This window comes from Sinomonas sp. P47F7 (genome assembly GCF_049332655.1).
GTDB lineage: Bacteria > Actinomycetota > Actinomycetes > Actinomycetales > Micrococcaceae > Sinomonas.
Window position 1 is genome coordinate 21,344 of the sequence record NZ_CP186327.1, and the last position, 25,678, is coordinate 47,021.

Sequence of the window (25,678 nt, forward strand, 5' to 3'; positions counted from 1 at the left end):
GGATCGACTCTCCCCAGCTGTGGAGAACCGCATGCTCATGCTGTGGATCTCCTGTGGCTGGCGTGCTCGGCGCGGCGGAGTGGCTAGCTCCGGCCGAGGATCTCGTCGAGCCGCTCGTAGCCTTCGCTCATGCCGTCGGTCATGCCCGCGGCGAGCATGGCGTCGCGCGCCTCGACGGACTGGAAGGAGGAGCGCACGGTGAGCCGGCAGCGGCCGCCGTCCAGGTCCTCGAGCTGGGCCGCGTCGAGCTGCACGTGGCCCGGGGCGCCCTCGAACTCGAACGTCTGGACCATCCGCGTCGGGGCCGTGATCTCGTGGAACGAGCCGTGGAAGCCGAACGAGTTCCCCTGCCCATCGCTCTGGCTGAAGCGGTAGGCGCCGCCGGAGCGGGCGTCGTAGTGGTCGATCGTCGTCGTGTACTTCCGCGGTCCGATCCACTGCGCGAAGAGTTCGGGATCGGTGTGCGCTCGGAAGACACGCTCGGCGGACGCGTCGAACTCCCGCGTGACGGTGATGAATGGCAGCCCGGGCTCGGCCGAGACGTCGAGGGTCTTGGTGGTGGTCATGACGGGTCCTCCTGCGATGCGAGCAGCGCGTCGAGCCGCGCGTAGCGTTCCTCGACGGCTTGGCGGTAGCCCTCAATCCACGCCGTGAGGCGCGCGAGAGCCTGGATGTCGAGATGGCAGGGGCGGCGCTGGGCGTCGCGACTGCGCGTGATGAGGCCAGCGTCTTCGAGAACCTTGAGGTGTTTCGAGACGGCCTGCAGCGTGACGGAGAACGGCTCTGCGAGTTCGTTCACCGTCGCGTCTCCCTGGGCGAGGCGCGCTACGAGCTTTCGCCGCAGCGGGTCCGAGAGCGCGGCGAAGGCCCGATTGAGCCGGTCTTCCTCGGCCGTCTCGGGGTCTGCTGCAACGGTGCTCATGGCGTCTCCCCGTGTATTCAACTGGTTTCTTGATCAACCAATTGATTGAATACCTCGAGCTTAGGCCGACCAGTGGACGCAGTCAAGACCCCGATTTCGGCGGAGTTGGAGGGTCGCCACAATCGATGTCCACAGTTCTTGTCCACAGTGTGGGTAACTTACAAGCGTGTAGTTCAGGCCCCGTTAACCCCGCAGAGTTCCGGGTCACGATTGCTTTCTCCTCCACAGCCACCGCACTTCTCCACACCTGTGGATAACTTTGGGGATAGGCCCTGTTGGAAAGTGCACAACTTGGGTCAGAGGTCGGGGAGGGCCCGCGACCCGCGGGCGAACGAGCCACTCGCCGCTGTCGGTCCAACGGGTTAGGCTCGGGCGAAGGAGGCCGCCATGAGCAATCTCGAACTTGAGCCCCAGGAGACGCTGTGCGGTACCGGGCAGGCCGGGCCTGCCGCCCACGTGGAGCTCATCGTCCCGCGCGATGTTCCGCTGGGCGGTCCCCGCGCTATGCCGGTCAGACGCACGCTGCCCTCGAAGGAGCGTTCGCTCATCGGCGCGTGGTGCTTCCTTGATCACTACGGCCCCGACGACGTGTCCCTCACCGGTGGAATGCACGTCCCGCCGCATCCCCATACGGGCCTCCAGACCGTGAGCTGGCTCTTCACCGGGGAGATCGAGCATCGCGACAGCGCCGGGCACCACGCCCTGGTCCGCCCCGGCGAGCTCAATCTCATGACGGCCGGACGCGGGATCAATCACTCTGAGTATTCGACGCCGGGGACCACGGTGCTGCACGGCGCGCAACTGTGGGTGGCCCTCCCGGACGGGGCGAGGCACACCGAGCCGGACTTCGAGCGCTACGTGCCGGGCGCCGTCGTCGTCGCTGACCCCGACGGCAACGCGGCGGGCGAGGCGCGCATATTCCTTGGGACGCTCGCCGGAAGCGCCTCTCCGGTGCGAACTCACACGCCGCTGCTGGGGGTCGAGATCCTCCTTCCGCCGGAGGCCGAGGCAGTCATCGAGGTCGACCCAGGGTTCGAGCACGGTTTCCTGGCCGACAATGCCCCCGCTCTTGTCGAGCGGACCGAGGTCCCGGCCCGGACGCTCGCGTATGTGGCCCCGGGCGCGTCTGCGCTCCGGATTGGGAACCCGGGAATGGCACCGCTGCGCCTCCTCCTGCTTGGCGGTGCCCCGTTCGACGAGGAGATCACGATGTGGTGGAACTTCGTGGGCCGGGGCCACGAGGAGATCGTCGAGTACCGGGACGCGTGGCAGCGCGAGATCGGCGCCGTGCCCGACGGGACGGCCGGCGACGCCGACCGGTTCGGGCCGGTGGTCGAACTCACCGGCGGCGACTCGGCGCTTCCCGCGCCAGAACTCCCGCACGTCCGCCTCCGCCCGCGCGGGGGCTCGCGAGAAAGGAACGCCCGGTGACGGACCGGATCGAGTTGGCCTGGGTGCCTGAGCATCACCGCTACGAGCTTCGTGACGACGGCAAGCGCATCGGCATGACGCTCTACCGCCCGCAGGAGAAGGGCGCGGTCTACGCGTTCGACCACACGGAGGTTGACGAGGGCTATTCGGGGCTTGGCCTCGCGGGCCGGCTCGTGACGTTCGCGCTCGACGACGTGCGCTCACGCGGGGTCAAGATCCGGCCGTACTGCCCGTACGTGCGGGCCTTCCTGCGACGGCATCCCGAGTATCAGGATCTTGTGGTCGAAGGATTCGTCGCTCCCGAGGACTGAGTCTCCTGCCCGCGCTCGCCGTGGGGGAGCGATCCCGGTCATCCACAGGGATATCCCCAGCGTGGATAACTTACAGCCATGTGATTCGGTCGAATTGGCCGCTATTGGCTGACCCGTTCCACCGAAATCCACAGCCTGTGGATAATTTGTCGCACAAAGTTCACATCATGTGGATGCTTGCCGCAATCTGTCGCGGCGCACGCGGTGTAGCGTTGCTGACCGGTGATTCGACCGCTCCCTCGCAGAGGAACCCCATGAGCATCGTGTGGAAGCCCATCGAATCCGCGCATGCCTCGGCCTGGGCGGAACTCAGCAACCTCCTCTCCGACACCGCAGGTGTGGAGGACCATTACGCCCCCGAAGACCTCGCTGCGGAGCTCGAGGAGCCGGGGGTTGATCCCCTCCTCGACACGCTCGGGGCCTGGGACGGCGGCGCGATGGTCGCGTACGGCCAGCTGCGCGTGGCGTCAGGCCTGCGCGACGGGGTCGCGAACGCGTTCCTCGGCGGCGGCGTCCATCCCGACTGGCGCGGGCGCGGTCTGGGCCGCGCCGTCATGGACTGGATCGAGCCTCGGGCCGCCGAGCTCGCGCGGTCGCGTCACCCTGGTGCGCCCGGACGCCTCTCCCTGTGGGCGGGCACGCCCGGTTCGGAGTCCGCGCGACTCGCCGCCGCGCGTGGCTACCGCCCTGCGCGCTACCTCCACGACCTCGAGGTCGACCTTGAAGCCTGGCGGCCCCGAGCCTTGAACGACGACGACGTGACGTGCCCGGTGCCCGGGACCGCCGTCTCGACTCGCGCTCTCGATGTCGCAGACCACGTGATCGTCGAGGCCACGCGTCGGGCCCACAACGAGGCGTTCGCCGACCAGCCCGGTTCCTCCGAACGCGACCCCGCCACGTGGGCGGCGCAGCTCCAGTCCGCAGCGTTCCGGCCCGAGCTCAGTCGCGTCGCCTTGCGAGAAGCCCCGATGCCGCGGCGCGGGGCCTCGGTCGATTCCTACGTTCTGAGCTGCGAGTACGCGCCGGGTGAGCTCTACGTGAGCCTCGTCGGCACGCGGCGATTTGCGCGCGGACGCGGTCTCGCGAAGCGCCTCCTGGGAGAGGTCCTCGCGGCGGCGAAGGCGGCCGGGTATCGCAGCGCGGCCCTCGGGGTCGACGCCGCGGGGCCGGCGGACGCCGTGGGCCTCTACGAGCGAGTGGGGTTCCGCCGGGTCCGCAGCGACGTGGTCTACGAGAAGTCGTTCCTTGGCCTCGCGGTCAGGCCGAGTGTGGCGCACCTGGCGGGCCAGCCCCAGTGCGGGCCGGGCCAGTCCCAGCGCGCGGGCCGCCGTTCGCGGACGGGCCTCGCGGTCTCCGCGTGAGCCGCGGGCTACGCTGGCCAGCATGGACCAGCTGAGCCAGCCCGCGCCGTCGTCCGTCCCGGGGGAGCGCCCGCTCGCTGTCATCACGGGTGTGGGGCGCCCGGTGGGGATCGGCGCGGGGATCGCGCGGGAGTTGGCGCGGCAGGGGTGGGACCTCGCCCTCTCCTACTGGTCGCCGTACGATGAGCGGATGTTCGCGTCCCGGCCGCATCAGGTGGCGGAGATCGCGCACGAGCTGAGGGGTCTCGGGGCCGCGGTCCACACCGTGGAGGCTGACCTCACCGACCCGGCGACGCCCGCTCGGCTGCTCGCGGAGGCGGGCGGGGGCCGGCCGATTCAGGCGCTCGTGCTGAGCCACGCCGAATCGGTGGACTCCTCGATCCTCGACACGAGCGTCGAATCCTTCGACCGGCATTTCGCCGTCAACGCACGTGCCGCCTGGCTGCTCGTCAAGGCGTTCGCGGAGCAGTTCCCCGAGGGGCTTCGCGGACTCGGGCGGATCGTGGCGCTCACGAGCGACCACACCGTCCACAACCTCCCCTACGGGGCCAGCAAGGGCGCGCTCGATCGGATCGTGCTCGCCGCGACCCGCGAGCTGGGCGACCTCGGCATCAGCGCGAACGTGCTCAACCCCGGGCCGATCGACACCGGGTGGATGGACGATCCGACGCGCACCGCCCTCACCGCCCGCCAGCCCGGCGGGCGGCTCGGCCGGCCCGAGGACGTCGCCGCGGTCGTCGCGTTCCTCGTGAGCGGGCCCGGCGGGTGGATCAACGGCCAACTCCTCAAGGCCGACGGCGGCTTCAGCGCTTGAGTTGCGCCGTCACCTCCGCGGGGTGCGCACCCCGCGGAGGTGACGGCGCAACGAGGGGGGCGGCGCGGCCTAGTGGACCGCGGCGGCCGGCTCTACCCCCTCGGGCGCGGGCAGCGACGGCCGGTTCCGGAGGAACGCTGCGAGGCCGACCGAAGCGATCGCGACGATCGCCGCGACGAGGAACGCGGAACGGAAGCCGCTCAGCTGCGCCTCGATGGCGGACGTCGCCGCCCCGGACGCGGCCGAGGAATGAGCCTGCGCGGCCATGACTCCCACGAGAAGGGCGGTCCCGGCGGCGCCGGCAACCTGCTGGAGCGTGCTCAGGATCGCCGAACCGTGGCTGTACAGGTGCGGCGGGAGCGGGTTGAGCCCGCTCGTGAACGCCGGCGTGAACAGGAGCGCGAGGCCGAGTGACATGAGCACGTGCATCACGAGGACGAGCCACACCGGAGTCCCTGCGTTCAGGAATGCGAGCGCGAACAGCACCGCGGTCATGAGCACGGTGCCCGTGAGGGTCAGCGGCAGCGGCCCGACGCGGTCGAACCACTTGCCCACCGTCGGGGAGAGGAGGCCCATGACGAGGCCGCCCGGCAAGAGCAGGAGACCAGTCGAGAGGGTGTCGAGGCCCTGCACCTGCTGGAGATAGATCGGCAGGAGGATCACGACGCCAAACAGCGCGATCATGCCGACCACGAGCAGGGCGGTGGCCACCGTGTACATCGGGTACGTGAACGCGCGGAGGTCCAGGAGCGGGGAGCCCGAGCGCTGCAGGGCAAGCTGACGCCACACGAACAGCGCAAGCGCCACCAGGCCAACCGTGAGTGGGAGCGCCGGGCCGAGGCCGCTACCGTCGCCGCTCAGCTGGCTCAGCCCGTAGACGAGGCCGCCGAAAGCGGGCACCGTGAGGACCACGGAGATCGCGTCGAGCCGCGGGCGCTCCGCCTCGGCGGAGCCGCCGAGCTTCCGAGCGCCGAACACGAGCGCCGCGAGGGCGATCGGCAGGACCGTGAGGAACATGAAGCGCCACGAGAGGAACTGAAGGATCAGGCCAGAGATCGTTGGGCCGATGGCCGGAGCGACGGAGATCACGATGCTCACCGTTCCCATGACCTGGCCGCGGCGGGCCACAGGCACGAGGGTGAGGACGCTCGTCATGAGCAGGGGCAGCATGATGGCCGTCCCGGAGGCCTGGACCACGCGGGCCAGAAGGAGGACGCCGAAGCCCGGCGCAAGCGCCGCGAGCAGTGTGCCCGCGCTGAAGAGGCTCATCGCGAGGATGAAGACCGTCCTGCGCGCGAGCCGCTGGAGGAGGAAGCCTGTGGTGGGAATTACGACCGACATGGTGAGCATGAACGCCGTCGCGAGCCACTGGACCGTGGACGCGTCGATCTGGAGCTCGGCCATGAGCCGCGGAAGGGCGACGTTCATGATCGTCTCGTTGAGGATCACGACGAATGTCGCCGTCACGAGTGCGGTGATAACGAGGCGATTCTCGCGGGAAATCTGAGGTTGGGACGCGGGCGTCACAGGGTGTCTCCTGAGAGAGTTTTGGGCGCGGTGTCAAAGAGCGGTGTCAGAGAACGGTCTCAAACAGCAGGGGCCTTGAGCCAAGACCTGCGATAGAGAGAACACCTCAGTCTGCCCGATGATTCCGGGGCCGCGCCACCCTGACTCTGCGGGTAGCCGTGCTCTGGCCCACTTCTTCGCTGGTGTCCTGAGGACAGACCGGCGTGTCGCAGCAATTCGGCTGTGTTGCTGCCGAGAAGTGGGCTGGGGCACGGGTACGCCGCGAATGAACCGGAGGCGAACGAGGGCTTGCTAAGCTCTTAAGGCCCAGCCGCCGCCGCGACTGGCCCACCCCTCTTATTCGTCTGCAATCGGACGCGCTCCTGCGCGCCCGCGGGCGTCTGTCCCGACCTCGAGGAGAACCTGGAGACCATGACAGTCTTGGCCGCGCGTTCCGCCTACGACGACTACGACGAGGACTATCGCTCAGACCTCGATTCCAAGTACGAGGAGGGCTTCGGCCAGGGCCCGGATCTTGGCGACGACGAGGACGATTTCGACGACCTCTTCGCGGGGCTCTTCGACGACGAGGACGACGACGAGGACGGGCCCGCACCCGCGACGGAGCCCAAGCGCGCTGCCGCGAAGCGGACGTCGGTGCGGAAGACCGCCGGGACGTCCGGCTCGCGGACGACCGCGGCGCCCGCCGTTCTGACGCGCACCGTCACGCCGGCCGCACCGATTCTGAGGACCTTCGCGGAAGCGCCTGCTGCACCTGAAGTCGCGGCGGCGGAACGCATGGGTCCTGAATCGGCCCCGGACGCGGTGGTCCCGGACGCGGTGGCGCCGGATCCCGAGGCCCCGGCGGTCGAAAACTCGGAGCCGGCGGCCGAGGATAGCGCACTTGTGGCCCTCACCGAGGCCGCGTCGCGCGCGCGGGTGGCTGCCGAGTCGGCGGCGAACGCTGCGAAGCGCGCCGTCACCGAGGCGGTCGCGAAGGCCGCCGCGGCGAAGGCGGCCGCCGCGGAGGCCTCGGCAGCAGAGGAGGCGGCCCAGTCCGCGCTCGCGCGATCCACCCAGGCCGAGGTGACCGCGCGCGAGGCGGCCGAGCGCCTCGCGGAGGCCCAGGCCAGCGCTGCGGCGAGCGAAGTTGCCGCGCAGCCCGAGGTCCCGCAGCCCGCCGAGCCGCAGCCGGAGACCACGCAGCCCGATGCCTCCTCCCTCGAGGAAGACCCCTCCGAGGCGAGCGAGGCACCCGAGCCGATCGCCGCCGTCGTCCGCACGGCCGCACCGCTGGCGGACCCGCTGTTCGCGCCGGCCATCGCGCCGGTCAACGAGCACGTCGACTTCCTGCGGAAGCTCCGTCCCGGGTTCGAGGTTCCGTACGTGGACCCGGTGCACTCCGCCGAGGAGTGCCGCATCGTGAGCCTGTTCTCCAACACGGGCGAGGCGAACCCGCGCGGCTTCGTGTGGGCGGGCGACGACGCGGCCGCGACGCGCCTGCTCGGCCTTCAGTACCAGCTCGGACTGCGCCCGGAGTGGATCGTGCCGTGGAACGCCTACCCGTGGTTCACCCCGGGCGAGGCGAACGGGAAGCTGACCCCCGAGCAGGTTCAGGCCGGGCTCAAGCCGCTGCTCGCGCTGCTCAAGCTCCTGCCGCGCGCGTCGGCGATCGTGGCCCACGGTCCCGAAGCCAATCGGCTCGCGCAGCAGCTCCTCAAGACCGGCAACCCGCTCATCTGGCGCCGAGGCCTCAAGGTCTACAAGGCGCGGTCACTGCATGGGCGCGCGTTCGCGGGCTCGAAGGAGCGGCAGACTGAGTGGCTCATCGAGATGGGCACGTCGTACGCGGACGCGATGGCTCGCGCCGGGGTGCAGCTGCGCCGCGCTTAGGCCACGGGGGAGAATGAACGCCCCGCCCACCCGACTCGGGTGCGGCGGGGCGTGCTGTCAGCGGTTGGTCCGGGGCTTGCGGAGATGGGCCACGGGGTCCGCGTTCAACGCGACATCGCGTTTGGCCCTCTTTTCAGCCCTCTGCTCCTTGATGGACTTCGAGGGCTTCTTGTGCTGGTCCTGATGTGGCTGCTTGTCAGGCATGTCGGCTCCTAACCGGTGTTCCCCCCATGCCCCGACGATACGCCGCTAGACTTCTGGGCACCATGGCTTCTTCGCACGCGCCAGCCTCCGCGCCATCTGCCGTTCGCATCGACTCGTGGCTGTGGGCCGTGCGTGCCTACAAGACCCGTTCGGCGGCGACCACGGCGTGCCGCGCGGGGCATGTGCGGCTCAACGGAAACCCGGCCAAGGCGTCCCAGACTGTAGTGCCCGGGGACACGATTGGCATCCGGCAGCCCGGCTTCGAGCGCATCCTCGAGGTGCACGTGCTCATCGTCAAGCGCGTGGGGGCCGAGGCCGCCTCGCGTTGCTACACGGACCACACTCCCGAGCGGCCGCCCGTGCCGTTTCTCGGGCTCCCGCAGCGCGACCGCGGGGCCGGGCGGCCCACCAAAAAGGACCGGCGCGAGATGGAGAGGCTGCGCGGCCACCACGAAGGGTAGGTGACGGGCGCGGCTCGCCTACGCCGCCTGGAACCGCAGGATGCGTTCGACGGCGGCACTCACCGCCGCTGGTCCCGCGGCGAAGCTGAGGCGCACCGAGCGATGGCCGGCCCGCGCGTCGAAATCGGTGCCCGGGACGAGCGCCACGCCCTCGGCCTCGAGGAGCGCGCGGCAGTACTCGCGCGAATCGCCGAAGCGTTCGAGCTGGGAGCCGAGCTCGGCGTAGAGGTAGAACGCGCCGTCGGCCGGTGCCGCCGGGCCCCACCCGAGCGGGCCGAGTCCGTCGAGCAGCGTGCGCCGCGTCTCGGCGTACTGCGCGACCCAAGCGTCCGCCTCGGCATAGGAATCGGGGGAGAAGGCCGCGACGGCCGCGAGCTGCGACGGCGCGGGCGGGCAGAGCGCGACGTTCCCCGCAAGGGCGTCGACGGCGGGTGTGAGCTCCTCGGGGAGGAGCATCCAGCCGAGGCGCCAGCCGGTCATGCCCCAGTACTTCGAGAAGCTCGAGACGACGATCGCCTCAGGATCGAGTTCCCACGCGCACACGCCCCGCGGGCTCTCGTGGTCCGCACCGGCGCCCGGCTCGGGATACGTGATCCCGTGGTAGATCTCGTCGCTGACCAGCCGTGCGCCGTTCGCCGAGCACCAGCCAGTGAGGTCGGCCAGCTCGGCGCGGCTGACCATCGTGCCGGTCGGGTTCGCGGGCGAGGCCACGACGACCCCCGCGAGCGGCCCGCGCTCCCGAGCCGCGGCCTCGAGGAGCTCCGGCGTGGGCTGATACCGGGTCTCGGGCCCGCAGTCCACCTCGACCACCTGGCAGCCGAGCGCCGCGAGGATGTTCCGGTACGCGGGGTAGCCCGGCCGGGCGAGGGCCACCCGGTCGCCGACCTCGAAGGCGGCGAGGAAGCCGAGCACGAACGCGCCTGAGGAGCCGGTGGTCACGGCGACGCGGGCCGGGTCGACGTCGAGACCGTACCAGCGCCGGTAATGGCCAGCGATCTCGGCACGCAGCTCCGCGGTGCCGAGAGCGGGCGTGTATGTGAGGGCGCGGCCCGAGGCATGGAGTTCCGCCGCCCTCGCCGAAACCGCGGACGGCGCGCCGCCCGACGGTTCGCCCGCGCAGAGGGAGACGACGTCGCGGCCGGCGGCGCGGAGTTCGTCGACCCGCGCGAGGATGTCCATGACCGCGAACGGCGGGACGTTGGAGCGCGAGGAAGCGGCGAGTCTGCGGTGGCTCATGGGCCCCAGCTTGTCACACGGTGGCGCGTCGACGTGGGGGACGGGACCCCGCAACCTACCGGACGGGACCCCGCAACGTGGGGGACGGGACCCCGCAACCTTGGGACGCGGGCGGTGTTGGCTGTCCGAGCCGTCGGGTAGCGTGAGGACCATGCAGCAGGTTGCCCTCGTAACAGGCGCGTCCAGCGGGATCGGCGAGGCCACGGTGCGTGCGCTCCTCGGCGCAGGCTTCACGGTGTATGCCGCGGCGCGGCGCGTGGAACGTATGCAAGGCCTTAAGGACGACGGCGCGCGGATCCTCGCGATGGACGTCACCTCCGACGAGTCCATGACGGAAGGCGTCCGCCAGATCATCGACGAGGCGGGGCAGATCGATGTCCTCGTCAACAACGCCGGCTACGGCTCCTACGGTGCGCTCGAACACGTGCCGATCGACGAGGCCAGGCGGCAGTTCGAGGTCAACGTGTTCGGGCTCGCGCGGCTCACCCAGCTTGTCCTGCCGGCCATGCGGGACCGCCGCTCGGGCACGATCGTGAACATCTCCTCGATCGGCGGGAAGTTCTACGAGCCGCTCGGCTCCTGGTACCACGCGGCCAAGTTCGCGGTCGAGGGCCTCTCCGATTCGCTTCGGATGGAGCTCAAGCCGTTCGGCGTCCGCGTGGTGCTCATCGAGCCAGGCCCGATCATGTCCGAATGGAGCACGATCGCCCGCGAATCCCTCCTCGAGCGCTCGGAGGGCACGCCTTACCAGGAGAACGCCCGCAAGGTCGCGAAGGTCCTCGCGGACTTCGACCGCCCGGGCCGCGCCGGGGTGCCCGAGGAGGTCGCCGGCACGATCGCGCGGGCCGTCCGGGCCAAGAACCCTGCGGCGCGGTACCCCGTGGGCGGCGGCGCGGGATACATCCTCGCGGCGCGCAAGATCCTTCCCGACCGGGCCTTCGACGCGATCGTCGGGGCGATCTACGGGCACTGAACACGGTCCTTGGACGCGGATCCCTCATCTACGGGCGACTGGTCCCAAGGGCGACTGATCCCAAGGGCAACTGATCCCAAGGGCAACCGATCAAGAAGGAGCGAACTCATGGAAGAGCTCGACGGCCAGTACAGCGAGGAAGACGACCGCGCGTCCGTGACGTTCGTCCGCTCGTACCCGGTCGCGGCGGAGGCCGTCTGGGCCGCCGTGAGCACGTCGGAGGGGTTCGCTGGGTGGTTCCCCTCCGCCGTCGTCATCGATCACGAAGCCCGCACGGTGACGCTGACCGGCGACCCCAACCAGCCGCCGTCGGTCGAGCGGATCGCCGCGTGGGAGCCGCCGCTGCGGTGGGCCTTCGAATGGGGCGAGGACACGCTCGAGTTCCGTGTCGAGGGGGCGGTGACGGACTCCGAGCTCACCCTGCGCAACTGGCTCGGCGACCGCAACGCCGCCGCGCGCAACGCCGCGGGCTGGCATGTGTGCCTCGCGGAACTCGCCGCGAAGCTCGGCGGCGGCGAGCCGGGCGGGCCCCACAGCGCAGGGGCGCTCGAGTGGCAGCCGCTCTACGACGGGTACATCCGGGAGGGCCTTCCTTTCGGGGCGCCGATCCCGGGCCAGGCCTGACCTTTCGGGCCTCTGCGAGCCGAAGAGAACCCGCAGCTGAGCGTGCGGTTGGCTGCGTTTTGATATCGGTCACTCAGATTTTCCAGCGCTTTCCCACAATGTTCGGTAGTGTTCGTCGGGTTAAAGGGGGACCGGTCAGTAGATAAATGACAACCCGCAAGGGAAGGGTCCGAATGGCTCAGAACGTCGTGGTTCAACCGTCCGCACAGGGCGGTCATCCTCTCAAGAGAGTTGTTGGATTTTGGGGGTTGACGTTCGTCTCCCTCGGATCCATCATTGGCTCCGGCTGGCTCTTGGGCGCCTTGGGCGCCGCAAAATCTGCGGGTCCGGCGTCGATCATTTCGTGGCTGCTCGCAGCAGTGCTCCTGCTCATCCTCGCCCTCATCCATGCGGATCTTGGAGCCGCCTATCCCGTGGCCGGTGGCACGGCCCGCTACCCGTACTACGCGTTCGGGGCCTTCGCCGGCTTCACGGCGGGATGGTCCGGGTATCTCCAGGCCGTCATGATCGCGCCCATCGAAGTGGAGGGCGCCATCACCTACCTCGAGAGCGCGCCGTGGGCCTCGGGCCTGGACATGGTCAACAAGGACCAGACCCTCACCGCGACCGGCATCGGGATCGCGGTCGTGGCCCTCGTGGCGTTCACGTTCATCAACCTCATGGGCGCCAAGTGGCTCTCGGACAGCAACATCGCCGTGGTGATCTGGAAGACGGTGGTGCCGGTCGTGACGATCGTCGTGATCATCGCGCTCACGTTCCACCCGGGGAACTTCAGCCAGGGCGGCGGCGGATTCGCGCCGAACGGCTTCCACGGCATCTTCGCCGCGCTCCCGCTCGGCGTCGTGTTCGCCCTTCAGGGCTTCGAGCAGGCCGCCCAGATGGCCGGCGAGGCGAAGAACCCGAAGAAGCACGTGGCCCGCTCGATCATCCTCGCGATGTTCATCGGCGCCGTGATCTACATCTTCCTCGAGGTCGCGTTCATCGGCGCGATCGATCCCAACAACATCGCCAAGGGCTGGGACAACCCGCTCGGAGCGGGCAGCTTCGGCCCGTACTACGACCTCGCGGTCGCCGCCGGGGCGGGCTGGCTCGCGTCGGTCCTGCTCATCGACGCGGTCGTCTCGCCCGCGGGAACCGGTCTCGTGTACCTGGGGACCTCTGCCCGCATCTCCTACGCGCTCGGCGAGGACGCGGCCCTGCCGTCCGCGCTCACGAAGGTCAACAAGCGCGGCGTGCCGTGGGTGTCGATCCTCGTGGCCTTCGTCGTGGGCCTCATCGCGCTCCTGCCCTTCCCGAGCTGGCAGGAGCTCGTGGGCCTCATCACGGACGCGACGGCCATCATGTACGCGTTCGGTCCGGTGTCCCTCGCGGCGCTGTACCGCCAGCACGCGGGGCGCGAGCACCCGTACCGCGTCCCGATGTCCAGGCTCCTGACGCCGCTCGGCTTTGTGGCCGCGAACCTGATCATCTACTGGTCCGGCTTCGAGGCCATCTGGAAGCTCGTCGTCGCGATCGTGGGAGGCGGCCTCGTCTTCCTCATCGCCGCCGTCGCGCGCAGGGGCCACCGCCAGGCCAAGGACCTCGGTCTCCGCGCCATCGCGTGGGTCTGGCCGTGGCTCATCGGCCTGCTCGTCATCGGCCTCTTGGGCCGCTATGGCAAGGGGGCCCTCAACGTCCTGCCGGAATGGATCGACATCGCCCTCGTTGTGGTCTTCAGCATCGTCATGTTCTACGTCGCGGTGAGTCTTGCCATGAAGCCCGAGCAGATCGAGGCGGCCGTGGAGGCCGACGAGTTCGAGCTCGAGGCCATTGACGCGGAGGGTGCGACGGCTCGCGGCTAGAGGACGGCTCTAGCCCTCGTCCGAATCCTGAGTGGGGCTCGGCTCCGGGGACTTCTCCTTCTTCTTCGACTTGGTCGGAGTCCCCGGGGTCGAGGGGGTCGCGCTCGGCGTGCTGCGCGAGCCCATGAGAGCCTGGAGATCGACCCGCACGAGGGCCAGCGCCGCGAGGACATCCTGTTTCCTCGCGGCGCTGAGCTTTCCCTGAGTGGCGGCGTCATTGGCCTGCGACTCGATGTTCTGCAGCTCCTGGAGCGCGCTCGCGTAGTGCCCGGCCGCGGCGTCGGTGCGGACCTTCTCGGTCGCGGCCTGCAGCGACGCGGCCACGCTCGAATCGAAGTCCGACGGCGACTGCGCGCACCCCGCGACGGCCGCGGCGGCGAGGCACGCCGCGGCGGCGGAGAGCACGATGCGATGTCTGGCGATCACGGTCTTACGCTCCGATCGAGCTGGTCGAGATGGGTCCCGAGGGGCCCGGGAATGGAGGGCGAGGCGGGCGGTGGCTGCGAGCGTGGAGGCGTCGCCGTGCGGGCCAAGAGCGGCACGGCCACGAGGATCGCGAGAAGGACGACGGCGGCCAGCACCCACGCGAGCGGCCTGCGGTGGAGCGGCGTCCGCCGTCTCCGCGGCACGGTCGGCGCGCGGCTGGGGCGCGGCGGCCGGCTGGGTTCAAGGGCCGGCGAGGGGTGGGCCGCCTGCGGCATCGTCGCCGGGAGCGCCCGTGTCGCGTGGTATCCCGAGGACGCCTCCTCGGGGCGCAGGGCGCGAGTGGTGCGTGCGTCCGAGGTTGTGCCAAGCACCTCGGTGGCCCCGGCCGCCGAGGCCGGCCCGAGCTCGCGGTCGAGCCCCAGGAAGCTCTCGACCTCGGCCGCTGTGGGCCGATCGGCGGGATTCCGCGCGAGCATGCGCGGGAGCAGCGTGGTCCAGGGCTCGCCGAGGTCGGCGGGGAGCCGCGGGTCGCGGTGGAGGCGTGCGACAGCGGATTCGACGGCCCCGCCCGGGAACTCGACCACGCCCGTGAGGCATTCGAGGAGCACGAGCCCAAGGGAGTACACGTCCGAGGCCGCGCCGACGGCCTCGCCGCGGGCCTGCTCGGGGCTCAGGTAGCTCGCCGTGCCGATCGTCGTGTTCGTGGCCGTGAGGCGCGCGGCGTCGGCGAGCCGCGCGATGCCGAAGTCCGTGAGCTTCGCGGGGCGCCGGGTGGCGCGCAGCGCGTGGGGCATGAGGATGTTGGCGGGCTTGATGTCGCGGTGGACCACGCCGAGCCCGTGGAGGTAGGCCAGCCCGGCGGTGAGATCGAGGCCCAGGAGGCGGACCTCGTCGGAGGGGAGGGGGCCGGATGCGAGCCGATGCCGCAGGTCGGTGCCGTCCACGAACTCCATGACGAGGTACGTGACGCTCGGGGTGCCGTCGCTGCTCGTCTCGGTTCCGGCGTCGAAGAGGTGGACGAGGCTCGGGTGGCTGAGGCGCGCGAGGACTTCCATCTCGCCGCGGCGCCGCAGCTCGTGCTGCGGGTCCGGGGTGTGGGTGCGGAAGGTCTTCACGGCCACTGTGCGGCCCAAGACCTCGTCCCGTGCGCGGTGTACCGTCGCCATCGCTCCGCTGCCCGCGACCTCCAGCAGCCGGTACCGCCCGCCCACAAGGGAAGACTTGAGCCCGGCGTCGCTCTCGGCCACGTTCTGCCTTTCGCCCGGACTTCGTTCCTGCCCAAGACTAGTCCAGCCGGGGCTCGCTCGGTGCAGCGGGTTCCCCTGATGGGCGGAGTGACGCGACGGATTCGAGCACGAGGCCGAGCCCCACCTCGAACTCGTCGGCGAAGTCGTAGCCGCCCGGCATGACGACCTCCCGCATGAACTCTTTGAGGTGTGGGAAGCCCCAGCTGGCCTGGCCATGATCCGGCTGGCCATGATCCGGCTGGGCCGTCCCCACCTGGCCTTCGAGCATGGACGCCGCCATCCCGGCGGCCGATTCGGCGTCGAACGGGAGCGCCAGCTCCTGGACCACGAACCCGAACACGAACGCGTCGAGGAGCGCGTAGGCGTGCCCCGCGTCGCGCACGCCGAAGCCCGCGCCGCGGAGGTAGCCCAACACGGCGTCGTGGTGGCGCAGATTGGCGAGCCCCGGCGTCGACCGCGATTCGAGGAGCGGCAACGCCCAGGGGTGGCGGTGCAGCGCGGTGCGCTGGGAGCGCGCCCGAGCGCCGAGGCCGGAGCGCCAGTCTCCGGATGGCAGCGAGATCTCCGCGAAGACGGAATCGACCATCTCGTCGAGGAGCGCGGTCTTGTTCGGCACGTGGTGGTAGAGGGACATGGCCTCGACGCCGAGAGTCTCGCCGAGTCGGCGCATGCTGAGCCTGTCGATCCCCTCCGCGTCAGCCAGGGAGACGGCCCGGGCGATGATCGCGCCTCGGCTCAGGTTTGTGCTGCGCTTCGTGCTTCCGGCCATGCGTTCCGCCCCTTGACTCGCTTACACCGTAAGGCTACCGTTTCTTACATCGTAAGGTTCGCAATCGGAGGCAACCATGTCACGCGAAGCCAGCACCCAGACCCCCATCACCCAAACTGCAGGCTCGGCGGCACGCGGGGGCGTTCCATCGGTCCCGGAGCGCATGACCGCGATTGTTCAGGAGCGCTACGCCGACCGCCTCGTCTCGGCGTTCATGCTCGGCGAGGCAGCAGTCCCGGCGCCGGGCCGCGGCGAGGTCCTCGTGCGGGTGGACGCTGCCGGCGTCGACCGCGGGGTGTGGCACCTCGCCACCGGGAAGCCGTACGCCATCCGTCTCGCGAGCGGTTTCTCGCGGCCGCGCTCGCACGTGCCCGGGCTCGACGTGGCAGGCACGGTCGCCGCGGTGGGCGAGGGAGTGGCCGAGCTCGCGGTGGGCGACGCGGTGTTCGGCACCGGCGCCGGGACCTACGCGGAGTACGCCATCGCAAAGGCCGGCATGCTCGCGCGCCGGCCGGCCGGCTTGGACGCGGCGACGGCCGCGGCCCTTCCGGTGTCGGGGTGCACGGCGAAGCAGGCCGTCGCGGACGTGGCTCGCGTGGTCCCGGGTGAGCGTGTCCTCGTGATCGGGGCGTCCGGCGGCGTGGGCTCGTTCGCGGTCCAGCTCGCAGTGGCCGCGGGCGCAGACGTCACCGGGGTTGCGAGCGGCGCGAAGCGCGACTTCGTCCTGGCCCTCGGCGCGCGGGACGTCATCGACTACCGGACAGAAGAGATCGACGCGCGGGGAGGGCGGTACGACGTGGTGCTCGACATCGCGGGGAACCGGCCCCTCGCGGTGCTCCGCCGGGCTCTGGCCCCGCGCGGCCGGCTCGTGATCGTCGGTGGCGAGGAGGGCGGTCCGCTCACGGGCGGGCTCGACCGGCAGCTCCGGGCCCAGCTCCTCGCCCCGTTCGTGGGCCAGCGCATGGGCGGAATGTTCGGGCGCACGAACCGCACAGACCTCGCGGCCCTCGCCGCGGCGGTCGGCGAGGGGAGCCTGCGTCCCGCCGTTACGCGGACCTACCGGCTGGCCGAGGCCGGGGCCGCGCTCGACGACCTCGCCGCGGGCCGCGTGAGCGGCAAGGCCGTGATCCTCGTGGACGAGGGCTGACCCGGCATAATCGGTACGTGGTCACGACGGCGCCCCCGCGCGAACTCGACGAACTGGACCGGCGGATCGTCGCTGCCCTCCAGGTCAACGGACGCGCCTCGTGGCGCCGCATCGCGGACGTGCTCGGTGAGCCGTTCCGCACGGTGACGCGCCGAGGGCTCGCGCTCCTCGAATCGGGCACGGTCCGCGTCGCCGGGCTCGTGACGCTCGGCCCGACGCATGTCGTCGAGGTCCAGTGCGAGCCGTCACGCCTCGCCGCGATCGCCGAATCGCTCGCCGCGGACCCGGACGCGACGTTCCTCTACGCCGTGACCGGCCCCACGCGGCTCGTCATGGAGGTGCAGGCCCGCCCGGGGCGGCTCTCGACCCTCGTGCTCGAGGAGCTTCCCGCGCTCGACGGCGTGGTCCAGGTCGACGCGTCCCCCGTCATGGAGTACTTCCGGACGGTCGCCGAGTGGCACCCGGGCCCGATCACGCAGAGCGAGGTCGAGGAGCTCCAAGACGTGCCGACGCCGCAGCCGCGCCCGAGCTCAAGCCTCGTGCTCGACGACGTCGACTCCGCGCTCGTGCGCATGCTCGTCGCTGACGGCCGCGTTCCCATGGCGGAGCTGTGCGACGCCGTCGAGCTCTCGGCCCCGGCCGTGCGGCGCCGGCTCGCCTCCCTCTTCGAGGAGGGCAACCTCAGCGTCCGCGCGATCGTCGAACCTGCGGACATCGGGCTGCCCGTCGAGGCGGTCGTGTGGATCCGCACGGCGCCGAACGAGGTCGCCGAGGTGGGCGGCCTCGTCGCCGCCGAGCCCGGCGTCCGCTACGCCGTCATGGCCATGGGCGAATTCCAGCTCATGGTCAACGTCACGCTCGCGAGCCTGAGCGAGCTGCGCGACTTCGTGACGTCCTCGCCGTGGGCGGCGCGGGCGCTCGCGTTGCGCAGCTCGCTCGTGGTGCACGCGTACAAGCGTGGAGGCGTGCGGATGCCGGGCCGCTAGAGGAGACCAGCCTTCGTCATGAGGTCGTTGACCTCAGGGCCGTTGAGGGTCCCGGGATCGATGGTTGGCGCCTGGAGGTCGGAGAGCGGGACGAGCTTCGCGTTCGCCGGAACGTTGGAGCCGACCGTGTACTCGAACGACTTCCCGTTCTCGAGGACTTCCTGGCCCGCCTTCGACGTGATGAACGCGATGAACTTCTGTGCCTGGGCCTGGTGCTTGCTCGAGGCGAGGACGGCACCGCCGGAGACGCTCACGAAGGCGCCCGGATCCTGGTTCTTGAAGTAGTGCAGAGCCACGTTGTTGCTGTTCTCGTCGGTGTCCGCCTGGTCCACGAACGAGTAGTAGTGGTACAGGATCCCGGCCTCGATGTCGCCCTTGTTGACGGCCGCGAGGACGGGGGTGTCGTCCTGATACGTGTGGACGTTGCCCTTGATGCCCTTGAGCCACGCGAGCGTCGCGTCGCTGCCCTTGAGCTGGAACATCGCGCTCACGATGGCCTGGAAGTCGGCCCCGCCGGTCGAGGCGCCGATCTTGTCCTTCCACGACGGGTCGGCGAGGTCCATGAGCGACTTCGGCGCCTGCGCCTCGGTCAGCTTCGTCTTGTTGTAGGCGAGGACGGTCGAGCGGGCCGCAATGCCCGTCCAGTCACCCGCGGCGGGGCGGTATTTCGCCGGCACCTGATCGAGCGTTGACTGGTCGAGCTTGGCGAGCAGGTGGGCGTTCTCGACCTGGTCCATGCCGGGCGAGTTCTCGGTCAGGAAGACGTCCGCAGGCGAGGCCTTGCCCTCCTGGATGATCTGGTTGGCCATCTCCGGGTCCTCGCCGTTGCGGAGGTTCACCTTGATGCCCGTCTGCTTCGTGAACGCGGCGACCCAGGCCGAGGTCAGCTCCTCGTGCTGGGCGTTGTAGACCGTGATGGTCGTTCCGGCGTCACCGGAGTCCGACGACGATGCGGACGGGGTCGAGGCCCCGGAGCATCCGGCCAGCATGAGAGCTGCCATGGCTCCGGCACTCACGACACTCAACGACTTCCAGTACTGCATGGGTGGGCCTTTCGGGGGGTAGGGCGGCAGGGCGGGGGATAGGAGCGGCGGGGGCTAGGAGCGGCGGGGGATAGGAGCGGCGGGGAAAGGGGATGTTGGGGTGCGAGGCCCGGGAGCAGGGCTCTTAGGCAAGCCTTACTCGGCAAGAGGACGGTACACCGCCGGCTCCGGATCGGAGAAATTAGCGAACGTTCATCTTCCGTAATGTGGGCGCCTCCAGGCGATCGACGCCCCGCCATTGCCCCCTAGCCAAATGTGACTCGTGCCACTATCGTGGTTCATTGTCTCCATCGAGAGCATATGAATGACCCAAATCGAATCTCAATGAAAGCAAGATGACTCATGACGAACGAGTTGGTGTACACCGGGGCGGTCGAGCTCGCCACGCTCCTGCGGTCGCGGGAGATCTCGGCCCTCGAGGTGCTCGAAGCCCACCTCGACCAGATCCACCGGCTCAACCCGCTGGTCAACGCGATCGTGACCCTCGACGAGGAGGGCGCCCGCGAGGCCGCGGCCGCGGCCGACCGCAAGCTCGCGGCGGGCGAGCCGATCGGCCCGCTCCACGGCCTCCCGATCGCCTTCAAGGACACGGCCCTCACTGCCGGCCTCCGCACGACGTTCGGCCACCCGCGCACAAAGGACTTCGTTCCCGCGGTCAACGACTTCCACGTCCAGCGGATCCTCGACGCCGGCGCGATCCGCCTCGGCAAGACGAACGTCCCCGAACACGCGGCGGGCTCGCACACGTTCAACCGCGTGTTCGGCGTGACCCGCAACCCCTACGATCCGAACAAGTCCGCGGGCGGGAGCAGCGGCGGCGCGGCGGCCGCCCTCGCCTCGGGCTTCCAGCCGATCGCGGACGGAAGCGACATGGGCGGCTCGCTTCGCAACCCGGCCTCGTTCTGCAACGTCGTGGGGCTCCGCCCGACGCCCGGCCGCGTCCCCAACACGGACGGCACCAACGCGTTCTTCCCCCTTGGCGTCGCCGGCCCCATGGGCCGCACGGCAGCCGACGCCGCGCTCCTCTTCTCGGTGATGGCAGGCCCGGCCGCGGCCGACCCCTTCTCGGTCTTCCCGCCGTCGTCCGCCCTTCCCGCGGGCGAGCCGCGGCCGGGGGACTTCGCGGGGCTGCGCATCGCCTTCGCCCCGACCCTCGGCGGGCGCATCCCCGTGGAGCGCGCGGTGCTCGACGTGATCGAGGCCCAGGCGCGCGCCCTCGCCGAGGTGGGCGCCGACGTCGAGCTTGCGTGCCCCGACCTCGACGGCGCGGATGAGGCGTTCCGGGTGCTCCGCGCCGCGGCATTCGACGCCGCGTGGGGCGAGGACCTCGCCGCGGACCCCGAGCTGTTCAACCATTTCCTCGCGGGGAACATCCGCGAAGGCGGCGCCCTCACCGGCCGCGACGTCTTCCGCGCCGAAGAGGCGATGACCCGCCTCATCCGGCGCGCCGCGGAGTTCTTCGAGCAGTACGACCTCGTGATCGCCCCGGCCTCCCAGGTCGCGCCGTTCGACGCCGGGATCGAGTTCCCCACCGACATCGAGGGCCACCCGCTCGAGACCTACCTCGACTGGATGCGCGCTCCCTACCTGTTCACCCCGCTGGGCCTCCCGGCCCTGTCGGTCCCGGCCGGCTTCACGCCCGCCGGCCTTCCCGTGGGCCTCCAGATGGTGGGAGCGCGCGGCAGCGACGCCCGCCTCCTCCGCCTGGCCTCGGCCTTCGAGAAGCTCTCCCCCTGCTCATCCCTTCGCCCTCAAGGAGTTGTAGTCCGGTGAGCGCCACCCTTGCATCCCCCAAAAGGCTCGCGATCGCCCTGACCCCCGTGGTCGGCATTGTGGTCACCCCCTTCCTTCCCTTTGTCTCAACCCCCACGTTCGTGGCCGGGATCCCCGCCGCCGTGGTGTGGATGGCCGCCATGGTGGCCGCGACGGTCGTCGCGCTCCAGATCGTGGAGCGCAGCTACCAGCGCGACGGCGGCGCGGCGCTCGACGCGGCGGAGGCAGCGTTCGACGCCGAGCGCCTCGCCCAGGGCGCGGACGGGCCAGAAGAGACTCGTGGGGAGGGCCACTGATGCTGACCGTCCTCATCATTCTCGGGATCGTGGCCATCGGCGCGATCGGCGTCTGGTCCCGCACGCGCCAGACCGACCTCTCCGGCTGGTCGGTCGGCAAGCGCAACCTCCCCCGCTGGACCACGTGGTTCCTCCAGGCCGGCGAGTCCCTCACGACGTTCAGCTTCCTGGGCCTCGCGGGCATCGCGTACGGCGGCGGCGTGGCCGCGCTCTTCGCGGTCGGCTACCTGACCATCTCCTGCGTCCTGCAGTACTTCATCACTCCGCGGCAGAGGCAGCTCGGCGCGAACCGCGGCTACCTCACGATGGCGGACTTCTTCCAGGACCGCTTCGGCAGCCGGACGCTCGGCAGGACCGTGGCGCTCGTGGGCGCCGTGTTCCTCATCCCGTACCTCCAGCTGCAGATCACGGGGCTCGGCCTCATCGTCCAGCTCGCCACCGGGAGCGCGGACGCGAGCGGCTACAGCATGATCGTGGCGAGCGCCCTCGTGGTCGTCTTCGTCATCTGGGCCGGCATCCGCGGCCTGGCCCGCGTGGCCGTGCTCAAGGACTTCCTCATGGTCGGCGCGCTCGTGATCGTGCTCGCGGGCGTCATCGCGGGCGTGGGCGGGATCCCGGAGGTCGTCTCGAAGGTCAACGCCATCTCGTCGGGCTACTTCACGGTCTCGCGCCCGGGCCTCGATGCGACGTTCTGGGTCAGCTCCGTGATCGTGACGGGCCTCGGCGCGGGCTTCAACACGTTCCCGCACTTGTGGCCACCCATCCTCGCCGCGAAGAGCGGCGCCGTGCTGCGCCGCAACAACAGCTGGATCGCGGTCTACCAGCTGTGCCTCTTCATCCCGATCCTCGTGGGCCTCGCGGGCGTCCTGATCCTCAAGCCGAAGACTCCGGGCAACAACGTGCTGCTGAGCGTCGCCCAGGCCACGCTCCCCGAGCCGCTCATCGCCGTCATCGCGATCGGCGGCGCGGCGGCGGCCATGGTCCCCGCGGGCGCGATTGCGATGGGCATCTCGCTGCTCGTCTCCCACAACCTCGTGCCGGTCAAGAACCCCAGGCTGCGCTTCCGGCTCAACCATGGGATCGTGGCGCTCGCCGTGGGCGTGGCGCTCGTGTTCGGCCTCGCGAAGTCGGACATCGCCTCGCTCCTCCTGCTCACGTACGGCGGCCTGACCCAGTTCGCTCCCGCCGTCGCTTTTGCCAACGCCCGGAGGGTGCGAGTGCACGGCATCCCGATCATGCTCGGCATCGTCGCGGGGACCATCTCGGTGGCGGTCATCACGTTCGCGGGCATCAAGACGGGCGGGATCGATTCGGGACTTCTCTCGCTCGTGCCGAACCTCTTCGTCCTCACGTTCGCCGAGGTGTTCCGGCGCGTGCTGTTCAAGGGCCAGCCGGCGGTCCCGCCAGGGGCGGGCGGGGCGGGCGAGGCGGGCGAGACGGCCGAGACGAACGACGGCGCGCCCGTCGCCACGCGTGCGGGCGCCGTCGAGGGAGCCGGCGCATGACGGCGCCCAACCCGACTGACAGCGCGGGCCGGCACCGCGGCCCGCTCGAGGGGACGCTCGTCGTCGACCTCTCCCGCGCCCTTGCCGGCCCCCACGCAGGGATGATGCTCGGCGACCTCGGCGCCCGGGTCATCAAGGTCGAGAACCCGGACGGCGGCGACGACACGCGCGGCTGGGGCCCGCCCTTCGTCGGCGAGCCTGGGGGCCGCGAGTCCACGTACTTCCTCTCGTGCAACCGCAACAAGGAATCCATCACGCTCGACCTCAAGGACCAGGACGGCAGGCGCGTGCTGCGCGAGCTCGTGGGGCGGGCGGACGTGCTCGTCGAGAACTTCCGGCCCGGGACGCTCGACCGGCTCGGCTTCGACCCCGCGACGCTCGCGGAACTGAACCCGCGGCTCGTGGTCCTCTCGATCAGCGGCTTCGGCCACGACGGGCCCGAGGGGCAGCGAGCCGGCTACGACCAGATCGCGCAGGGCGAGGCCGGGCTCATGTCGCTCACGGGCTCGGGACCCGACGATCCCCAGCGCCTCGGCGTGCCGATCGGCGACCTCCTGGCCGGCATCCACGGCGCGTACGGCGTGCTCGCGGCGCTGCTCGAGCGCGAGCGGACGGGCCGCGGCCAGGTGGTGCGCACGTCCCTGCTCGCCTCGATCGTGAGCGTGCTCGCGTTCCAGGGCACGCGCTGGACCGTGGGCGGCGAGGTGCCGCGCGCGCAGGGCAACCATCACCCCTCGATCGCGCCGTACGGGCTCTTCCGCTGTGCGGACGGCGCCGTGCAGATCGCGGTGGGCTCGGAGGGCCTGTGGCGGCGCTTCGCGGTCGCGTTCGGGCTCGATCCCGCGGATCCGCGCTGGGAGAGCAACGCGGGCCGGGTGGGCCGCCGCGCCGAGCTCATCCAGGCGGTCGAGGAGGCGTTCGCGGGCTACGGCTCCGAGGAGCTGCTCGCGAAACTCGGCGAGGCCGGCGTGCCGGCCGGCCGGGTTCGCACCCTCGACGAGGTCTTCGCGTGGGAGCAGACCCAGAGCCAGCATCTCGCCCTCGCGCTCGACCACCCGACCCTCGGCCGGATCGAGGTGCCGGGCGGCCCCCTGCGGTTCTTCCGGCCCGATGGTACGGAGACGACGCGGCTCGAGCACGGCGCGCCGCCGCGTCTCGGCGAGCACGAGGATGCGGTCCGCGCGTGGCTGGGCGGCGTCCTGGCCGGGGCGGAGTCGCGGTGACGGCGCTCGGCCTCGCGCCCGCGCGGCCCACACGCCTCGACGCGCGGGGCCTGCTCGGCGCCCTCCTCGACGCCGGGAGCTTCGCGAGCTGGGACGCCCCGGCGCGGGTCCCCGAGGGCGCGAGCCCGGAGTATCTCGCGGACCTCGAGCGCGCGCGGGAGCGGAGCGGCACGGATGAGTCCGTCCTCACGGGCGAGGGCCGGATCGGCGGGAACCCCGTGGCGGTCATCGCGAGCGAGTTCGGCTTCCTGGGCGGCTCGATCGGCCAGGGGGCGGCGGATCGCATCGTGGCCGCGATCGAACGCGCGGCGGCGCGCGGCCTCCTGCTCATCGCGGCGCCCGCCTCGGGCGGCACGCGCATGCAGGAGGGCACGCCCGCGTTCCTGCAGATGGTTCGGATTACGCGCGCGCTGGCCGACTACAAGGGCCGGCGGCTTCCGTATCTCGTGTTCCTCCGGCACCCCACGACCGGCGGCGTGTTCGCGTCGTGGGGCTCGCTCGGGCACGTCACCGTGGCCGAGCCCGGCGCGCTCATCGGCTTCCTGGGGCCGAAGGTCTACGCGGGCCTCACCGGGCGCGACTTCCCGGCCGGCGTCCAGACCGCCGAGCACCTCTTCCGGCACGGCACGGTCGACGCCGTCCTCGACGTGGGCGGCTTCCGTCGCCTCGCGGGGGACGTCCTGAGCATCTGGGGAGCCGCGCCGCACCGAGCCGGGTCCCACCGAACCGCGGACGACGGCGCCGCCCCGCCCGCCGCCGTCGACCGTCCTGCCGCCGTGGTGGGCTCGCCCTCCGGTGGTGCGTGGGACTCCGTCCTGCGGACCCGCGACCCGCGGCGACCCGGCCTCGCCGAGCTGCTCGAGGCGGGCTTCGGCCGCTCGGTTCGCCTGCACGGCACGGGACGCGGGGGTGCCTCGGCGAGCACGGTGATCGTCCTCGCGGAGCTCTGCGGGCGGCCGGTCGTCGTCGTGGGCCAAGACCGCGCCGCCCAACGCGCCGGGAGCGTGCTCGACGCAGCCGGCCTCGCCCAGGCCCGGCGTGGGATACGGCTCGCCCAGGAGCTCGGGCTGCCGCTCGTGACAGTGATCGACACCCCCGGCGCCGAGCTGTCGGATCGCGCGGAGGAGCAGGCGATCGCCGGCGGAATCGCGGACTGCGTCGCCGCGCTCATCGCGCTCCGGGTGCCGAGTGTTGCGGTGTTGCTCGGCGAGGGGACCGGCGGGGGCGCGCTCGCGCTCGCGGCAGCGCGCCGAATCGTCGCGGCCGAGCACGCGTGGCTCGCTCCGCTTCCGCCCGAGGGGGCGAGCGTGATCGTGCACGGCGACGTGACCCGGGCCGCCGAGCTCAGCGCGAGCCAGCGCATCGGCGCGCGCGAGCTCGAACGGGCCGGAGCCGTCCACGAGCTCGTTGCGGAGGGGCCGGGGTTCCTCGAACGCGTAGCGCTCGCGGCGTCGCGGCAGCTCTGGGCACAGGGGGAGTGCGGCTGAGGAATACGGTTGAGGGAGGGCGCGGCTGAAGGATTGTAGCAGTTGAGGGAGGCGCAGGCGCCCGGCACGCTCGGTGCCGGGCGCCCTCCCGTTCCCCGGGGAACGCCCTTCCGTCCTAGACGCTCTGCCCAGTGTCTGGCCGGCCTCGGGCCGATCCGGGGCGGGTCGATCGGCTTTGAGTCCGCTGAGAGCAGCCTAC

At 70.9% G+C, this 25,678-nt stretch carries 25 protein-coding genes; 16 read left to right on the forward strand and 9 right to left on the reverse strand.

The window, feature by feature from the left end; all coding sequences use genetic code 11:
• Positions 1-83 precede the first annotated feature (83 nt).
• Positions 84-566, reverse strand: a complete 483-nt coding sequence (locus ACOKR1_RS00110) for an SRPBCC family protein (RefSeq protein ID WP_422934777.1) — start codon at positions 564-566, stop codon at positions 84-86.
• A complete protein-coding gene (locus tag ACOKR1_RS00115; RefSeq protein WP_422934778.1) occupies positions 563-922 on the reverse strand; it encodes an ArsR/SmtB family transcription factor in 360 nt (119 codons plus the stop codon). Before ACOKR1_RS00115 ends, ACOKR1_RS00110 begins: the two co-directional genes overlap by 4 nt.
• A 387-nt stretch (positions 923-1,309) precedes the next feature.
• On the opposite strand from ACOKR1_RS00115, the gene ACOKR1_RS00120 reads away from it, so the two are divergent.
• The 4 genes from ACOKR1_RS00120 to ACOKR1_RS00135 all read left to right on the forward strand — a co-directional run bounded on the left by ACOKR1_RS00120 (position 1,310) and on the right by ACOKR1_RS00135 (position 4,839).
• Positions 1,310-2,353, forward strand: coding sequence for a pirin family protein (locus tag ACOKR1_RS00120; protein WP_422934779.1), 1,044 nt, complete (start codon positions 1,310-1,312; stop codon positions 2,351-2,353).
• Positions 2,350-2,664, forward strand: a complete 315-nt coding sequence (locus ACOKR1_RS00125; RefSeq protein ID WP_422934780.1) for a GNAT family N-acetyltransferase — start codon at positions 2,350-2,352, stop codon at positions 2,662-2,664. Before ACOKR1_RS00120 ends, ACOKR1_RS00125 begins: the two co-directional genes overlap by 4 nt.
• A gap of 254 nt (positions 2,665-2,918) precedes the next feature.
• Positions 2,919-4,025: a GNAT family N-acetyltransferase gene (locus ACOKR1_RS00130; protein ID WP_422934781.1), complete on the forward strand. Its 1,107-nt coding sequence runs from the start codon at positions 2,919-2,921 to the stop codon at positions 4,023-4,025.
• Between the two features lie 22 nt (positions 4,026-4,047).
• Entirely contained in the window at positions 4,048-4,839 is a 792-nt protein-coding gene (locus tag ACOKR1_RS00135; RefSeq protein ID WP_422934782.1) for an SDR family oxidoreductase, read from the forward strand.
• A gap of 69 nt (positions 4,840-4,908) precedes the next feature.
• On the opposite strand, the gene ACOKR1_RS00140 is transcribed toward ACOKR1_RS00135, so the two are convergent.
• Positions 4,909-6,366, reverse strand: coding sequence for a DHA2 family efflux MFS transporter permease subunit (locus tag ACOKR1_RS00140; protein ID WP_422934783.1), 1,458 nt, complete (start codon positions 6,364-6,366; stop codon positions 4,909-4,911).
• A gap of 1,242 nt (positions 6,367-7,608) precedes the next feature.
• On the opposite strand from ACOKR1_RS00140, the gene ACOKR1_RS00145 reads away from it, so the two are divergent.
• Positions 7,609-8,238, forward strand: a complete 630-nt coding sequence (locus tag ACOKR1_RS00145) for a uracil-DNA glycosylase (protein WP_422936703.1) — start codon at positions 7,609-7,611, stop codon at positions 8,236-8,238.
• 57 nt (positions 8,239-8,295) lie between these two features.
• Here ACOKR1_RS00145 and ACOKR1_RS00150 read toward each other — a convergent pair whose 3' ends face one another.
• Complete coding sequence (locus tag ACOKR1_RS00150; RefSeq protein ID WP_415856311.1) at positions 8,296-8,442, reverse strand: hypothetical protein; 147 nt, start codon at positions 8,440-8,442, stop codon at positions 8,296-8,298.
• 62 nt (positions 8,443-8,504) lie between these two features.
• Here ACOKR1_RS00150 and ACOKR1_RS00155 point away from each other — a divergent pair, with 62 nt between their 5' ends.
• Entirely contained in the window at positions 8,505-8,903 is a 399-nt protein-coding gene (locus tag ACOKR1_RS00155; protein ID WP_422934784.1) for an RNA-binding S4 domain-containing protein, read from the forward strand.
• Between the two features lie 18 nt (positions 8,904-8,921).
• Here the strand turns inward: ACOKR1_RS00155 and ACOKR1_RS00160 are convergent, their stop codons facing one another.
• Positions 8,922-10,139: an aminotransferase class I/II-fold pyridoxal phosphate-dependent enzyme gene (locus ACOKR1_RS00160; RefSeq protein ID WP_422934785.1), complete on the reverse strand. Its 1,218-nt coding sequence runs from the start codon at positions 10,137-10,139 to the stop codon at positions 8,922-8,924.
• A gap of 151 nt (positions 10,140-10,290) precedes the next feature.
• Between ACOKR1_RS00160 and ACOKR1_RS00165 the strand changes: the two genes are divergently transcribed.
• The 3 genes from ACOKR1_RS00165 (at position 10,291) to ACOKR1_RS00175 (ending at position 13,577) form a co-directional block, all read left to right on the forward strand.
• Positions 10,291-11,112 (forward strand): oxidoreductase, encoded by an 822-nt coding sequence (locus ACOKR1_RS00165; protein ID WP_422934786.1) that lies wholly within the window; start codon positions 10,291-10,293, stop codon positions 11,110-11,112.
• 108 nt (positions 11,113-11,220) lie between these two features.
• The gene (locus tag ACOKR1_RS00170) at positions 11,221-11,736 is read left to right on the forward strand and encodes a hypothetical protein (RefSeq protein WP_422934787.1); all 516 of its coding nucleotides are present in this window, start codon (positions 11,221-11,223) and stop codon (positions 11,734-11,736) included.
• Positions 11,737-11,984: 248 nt separating this feature from the next.
• Complete coding sequence (locus tag ACOKR1_RS00175) at positions 11,985-13,577, forward strand: APC family permease (RefSeq protein ID WP_422934788.1); 1,593 nt, start codon at positions 11,985-11,987, stop codon at positions 13,575-13,577.
• 9 nt (positions 13,578-13,586) lie between these two features.
• Here the strand turns inward: ACOKR1_RS00175 and ACOKR1_RS00180 are convergent, their stop codons facing one another.
• From ACOKR1_RS00180 to ACOKR1_RS00190, 3 genes are read right to left on the reverse strand one after another with little or no spacing between them, the layout of a single operon-like run.
• A complete protein-coding gene (locus ACOKR1_RS00180; protein ID WP_422934789.1) occupies positions 13,587-14,003 on the reverse strand; it encodes a hypothetical protein in 417 nt (138 codons plus the stop codon).
• Entirely contained in the window at positions 14,000-15,250 is a 1,251-nt protein-coding gene (locus ACOKR1_RS00185; protein ID WP_422934790.1) for a protein kinase domain-containing protein, read from the reverse strand. The genes ACOKR1_RS00180 and ACOKR1_RS00185 overlap by 4 nt, the downstream gene beginning before the upstream one ends.
• Before the next feature lie 37 nt (positions 15,251-15,287).
• Complete coding sequence (locus ACOKR1_RS00190) at positions 15,288-16,019, reverse strand: TetR/AcrR family transcriptional regulator (protein WP_422934791.1); 732 nt, start codon at positions 16,017-16,019, stop codon at positions 15,288-15,290.
• A gap of 163 nt (positions 16,020-16,182) precedes the next feature.
• Here ACOKR1_RS00190 and ACOKR1_RS00195 point away from each other — a divergent pair, with 163 nt between their 5' ends.
• Together ACOKR1_RS00195 and ACOKR1_RS00200 are read left to right on the forward strand one after the other, a co-directional pair.
• A complete protein-coding gene (locus ACOKR1_RS00195; protein ID WP_422934792.1) occupies positions 16,183-17,166 on the forward strand; it encodes an NAD(P)-dependent alcohol dehydrogenase in 984 nt (327 codons plus the stop codon).
• Positions 17,167-17,183: 17 nt separating this feature from the next.
• Positions 17,184-18,152: an Lrp/AsnC family transcriptional regulator gene (locus tag ACOKR1_RS00200; RefSeq protein ID WP_422934793.1), complete on the forward strand. Its 969-nt coding sequence runs from the start codon at positions 17,184-17,186 to the stop codon at positions 18,150-18,152.
• Here the strand turns inward: ACOKR1_RS00200 and ACOKR1_RS00205 are convergent.
• Positions 18,149-19,195, reverse strand: a complete 1,047-nt coding sequence (locus ACOKR1_RS00205; RefSeq protein ID WP_422934794.1) for an iron ABC transporter substrate-binding protein — start codon at positions 19,193-19,195, stop codon at positions 18,149-18,151. The two genes, ACOKR1_RS00200 and ACOKR1_RS00205, sit on opposite strands and share 4 nt — an antisense overlap.
• Before the next feature lie 342 nt (positions 19,196-19,537).
• On the opposite strand from ACOKR1_RS00205, the gene ACOKR1_RS00210 reads away from it, so the two are divergent.
• From ACOKR1_RS00210 to ACOKR1_RS00230, 5 genes are read left to right on the forward strand one after another with little or no spacing between them, the layout of a single operon-like run.
• Positions 19,538-20,968, forward strand: a complete 1,431-nt coding sequence (locus tag ACOKR1_RS00210; RefSeq protein ID WP_422934795.1) for an amidase family protein — start codon at positions 19,538-19,540, stop codon at positions 20,966-20,968.
• The gene (locus ACOKR1_RS00215) at positions 20,965-21,264 is read left to right on the forward strand and encodes a hypothetical protein (protein WP_422934796.1); all 300 of its coding nucleotides are present in this window, start codon (positions 20,965-20,967) and stop codon (positions 21,262-21,264) included. The genes ACOKR1_RS00210 and ACOKR1_RS00215 overlap by 4 nt, the downstream gene beginning before the upstream one ends.
• Positions 21,264-22,769, forward strand: coding sequence for a sodium:solute symporter family protein (locus ACOKR1_RS00220; RefSeq protein WP_422934797.1), 1,506 nt, complete (start codon positions 21,264-21,266; stop codon positions 22,767-22,769). The genes ACOKR1_RS00215 and ACOKR1_RS00220 overlap by 1 nt, the downstream gene beginning before the upstream one ends.
• Positions 22,766-23,992, forward strand: a complete 1,227-nt coding sequence (locus ACOKR1_RS00225) for a CaiB/BaiF CoA transferase family protein (protein WP_422934798.1) — start codon at positions 22,766-22,768, stop codon at positions 23,990-23,992. Before ACOKR1_RS00220 ends, ACOKR1_RS00225 begins: the two co-directional genes overlap by 4 nt.
• On the forward strand, positions 23,953-25,479 hold the full coding sequence (locus ACOKR1_RS00230) for a carboxyl transferase domain-containing protein (protein WP_422934799.1): 1,527 nt from the start codon (positions 23,953-23,955) through the stop codon (positions 25,477-25,479). Before ACOKR1_RS00225 ends, ACOKR1_RS00230 begins: the two co-directional genes overlap by 40 nt.
• The last annotated feature ends 199 nt before the right edge of the window (positions 25,480-25,678 follow it).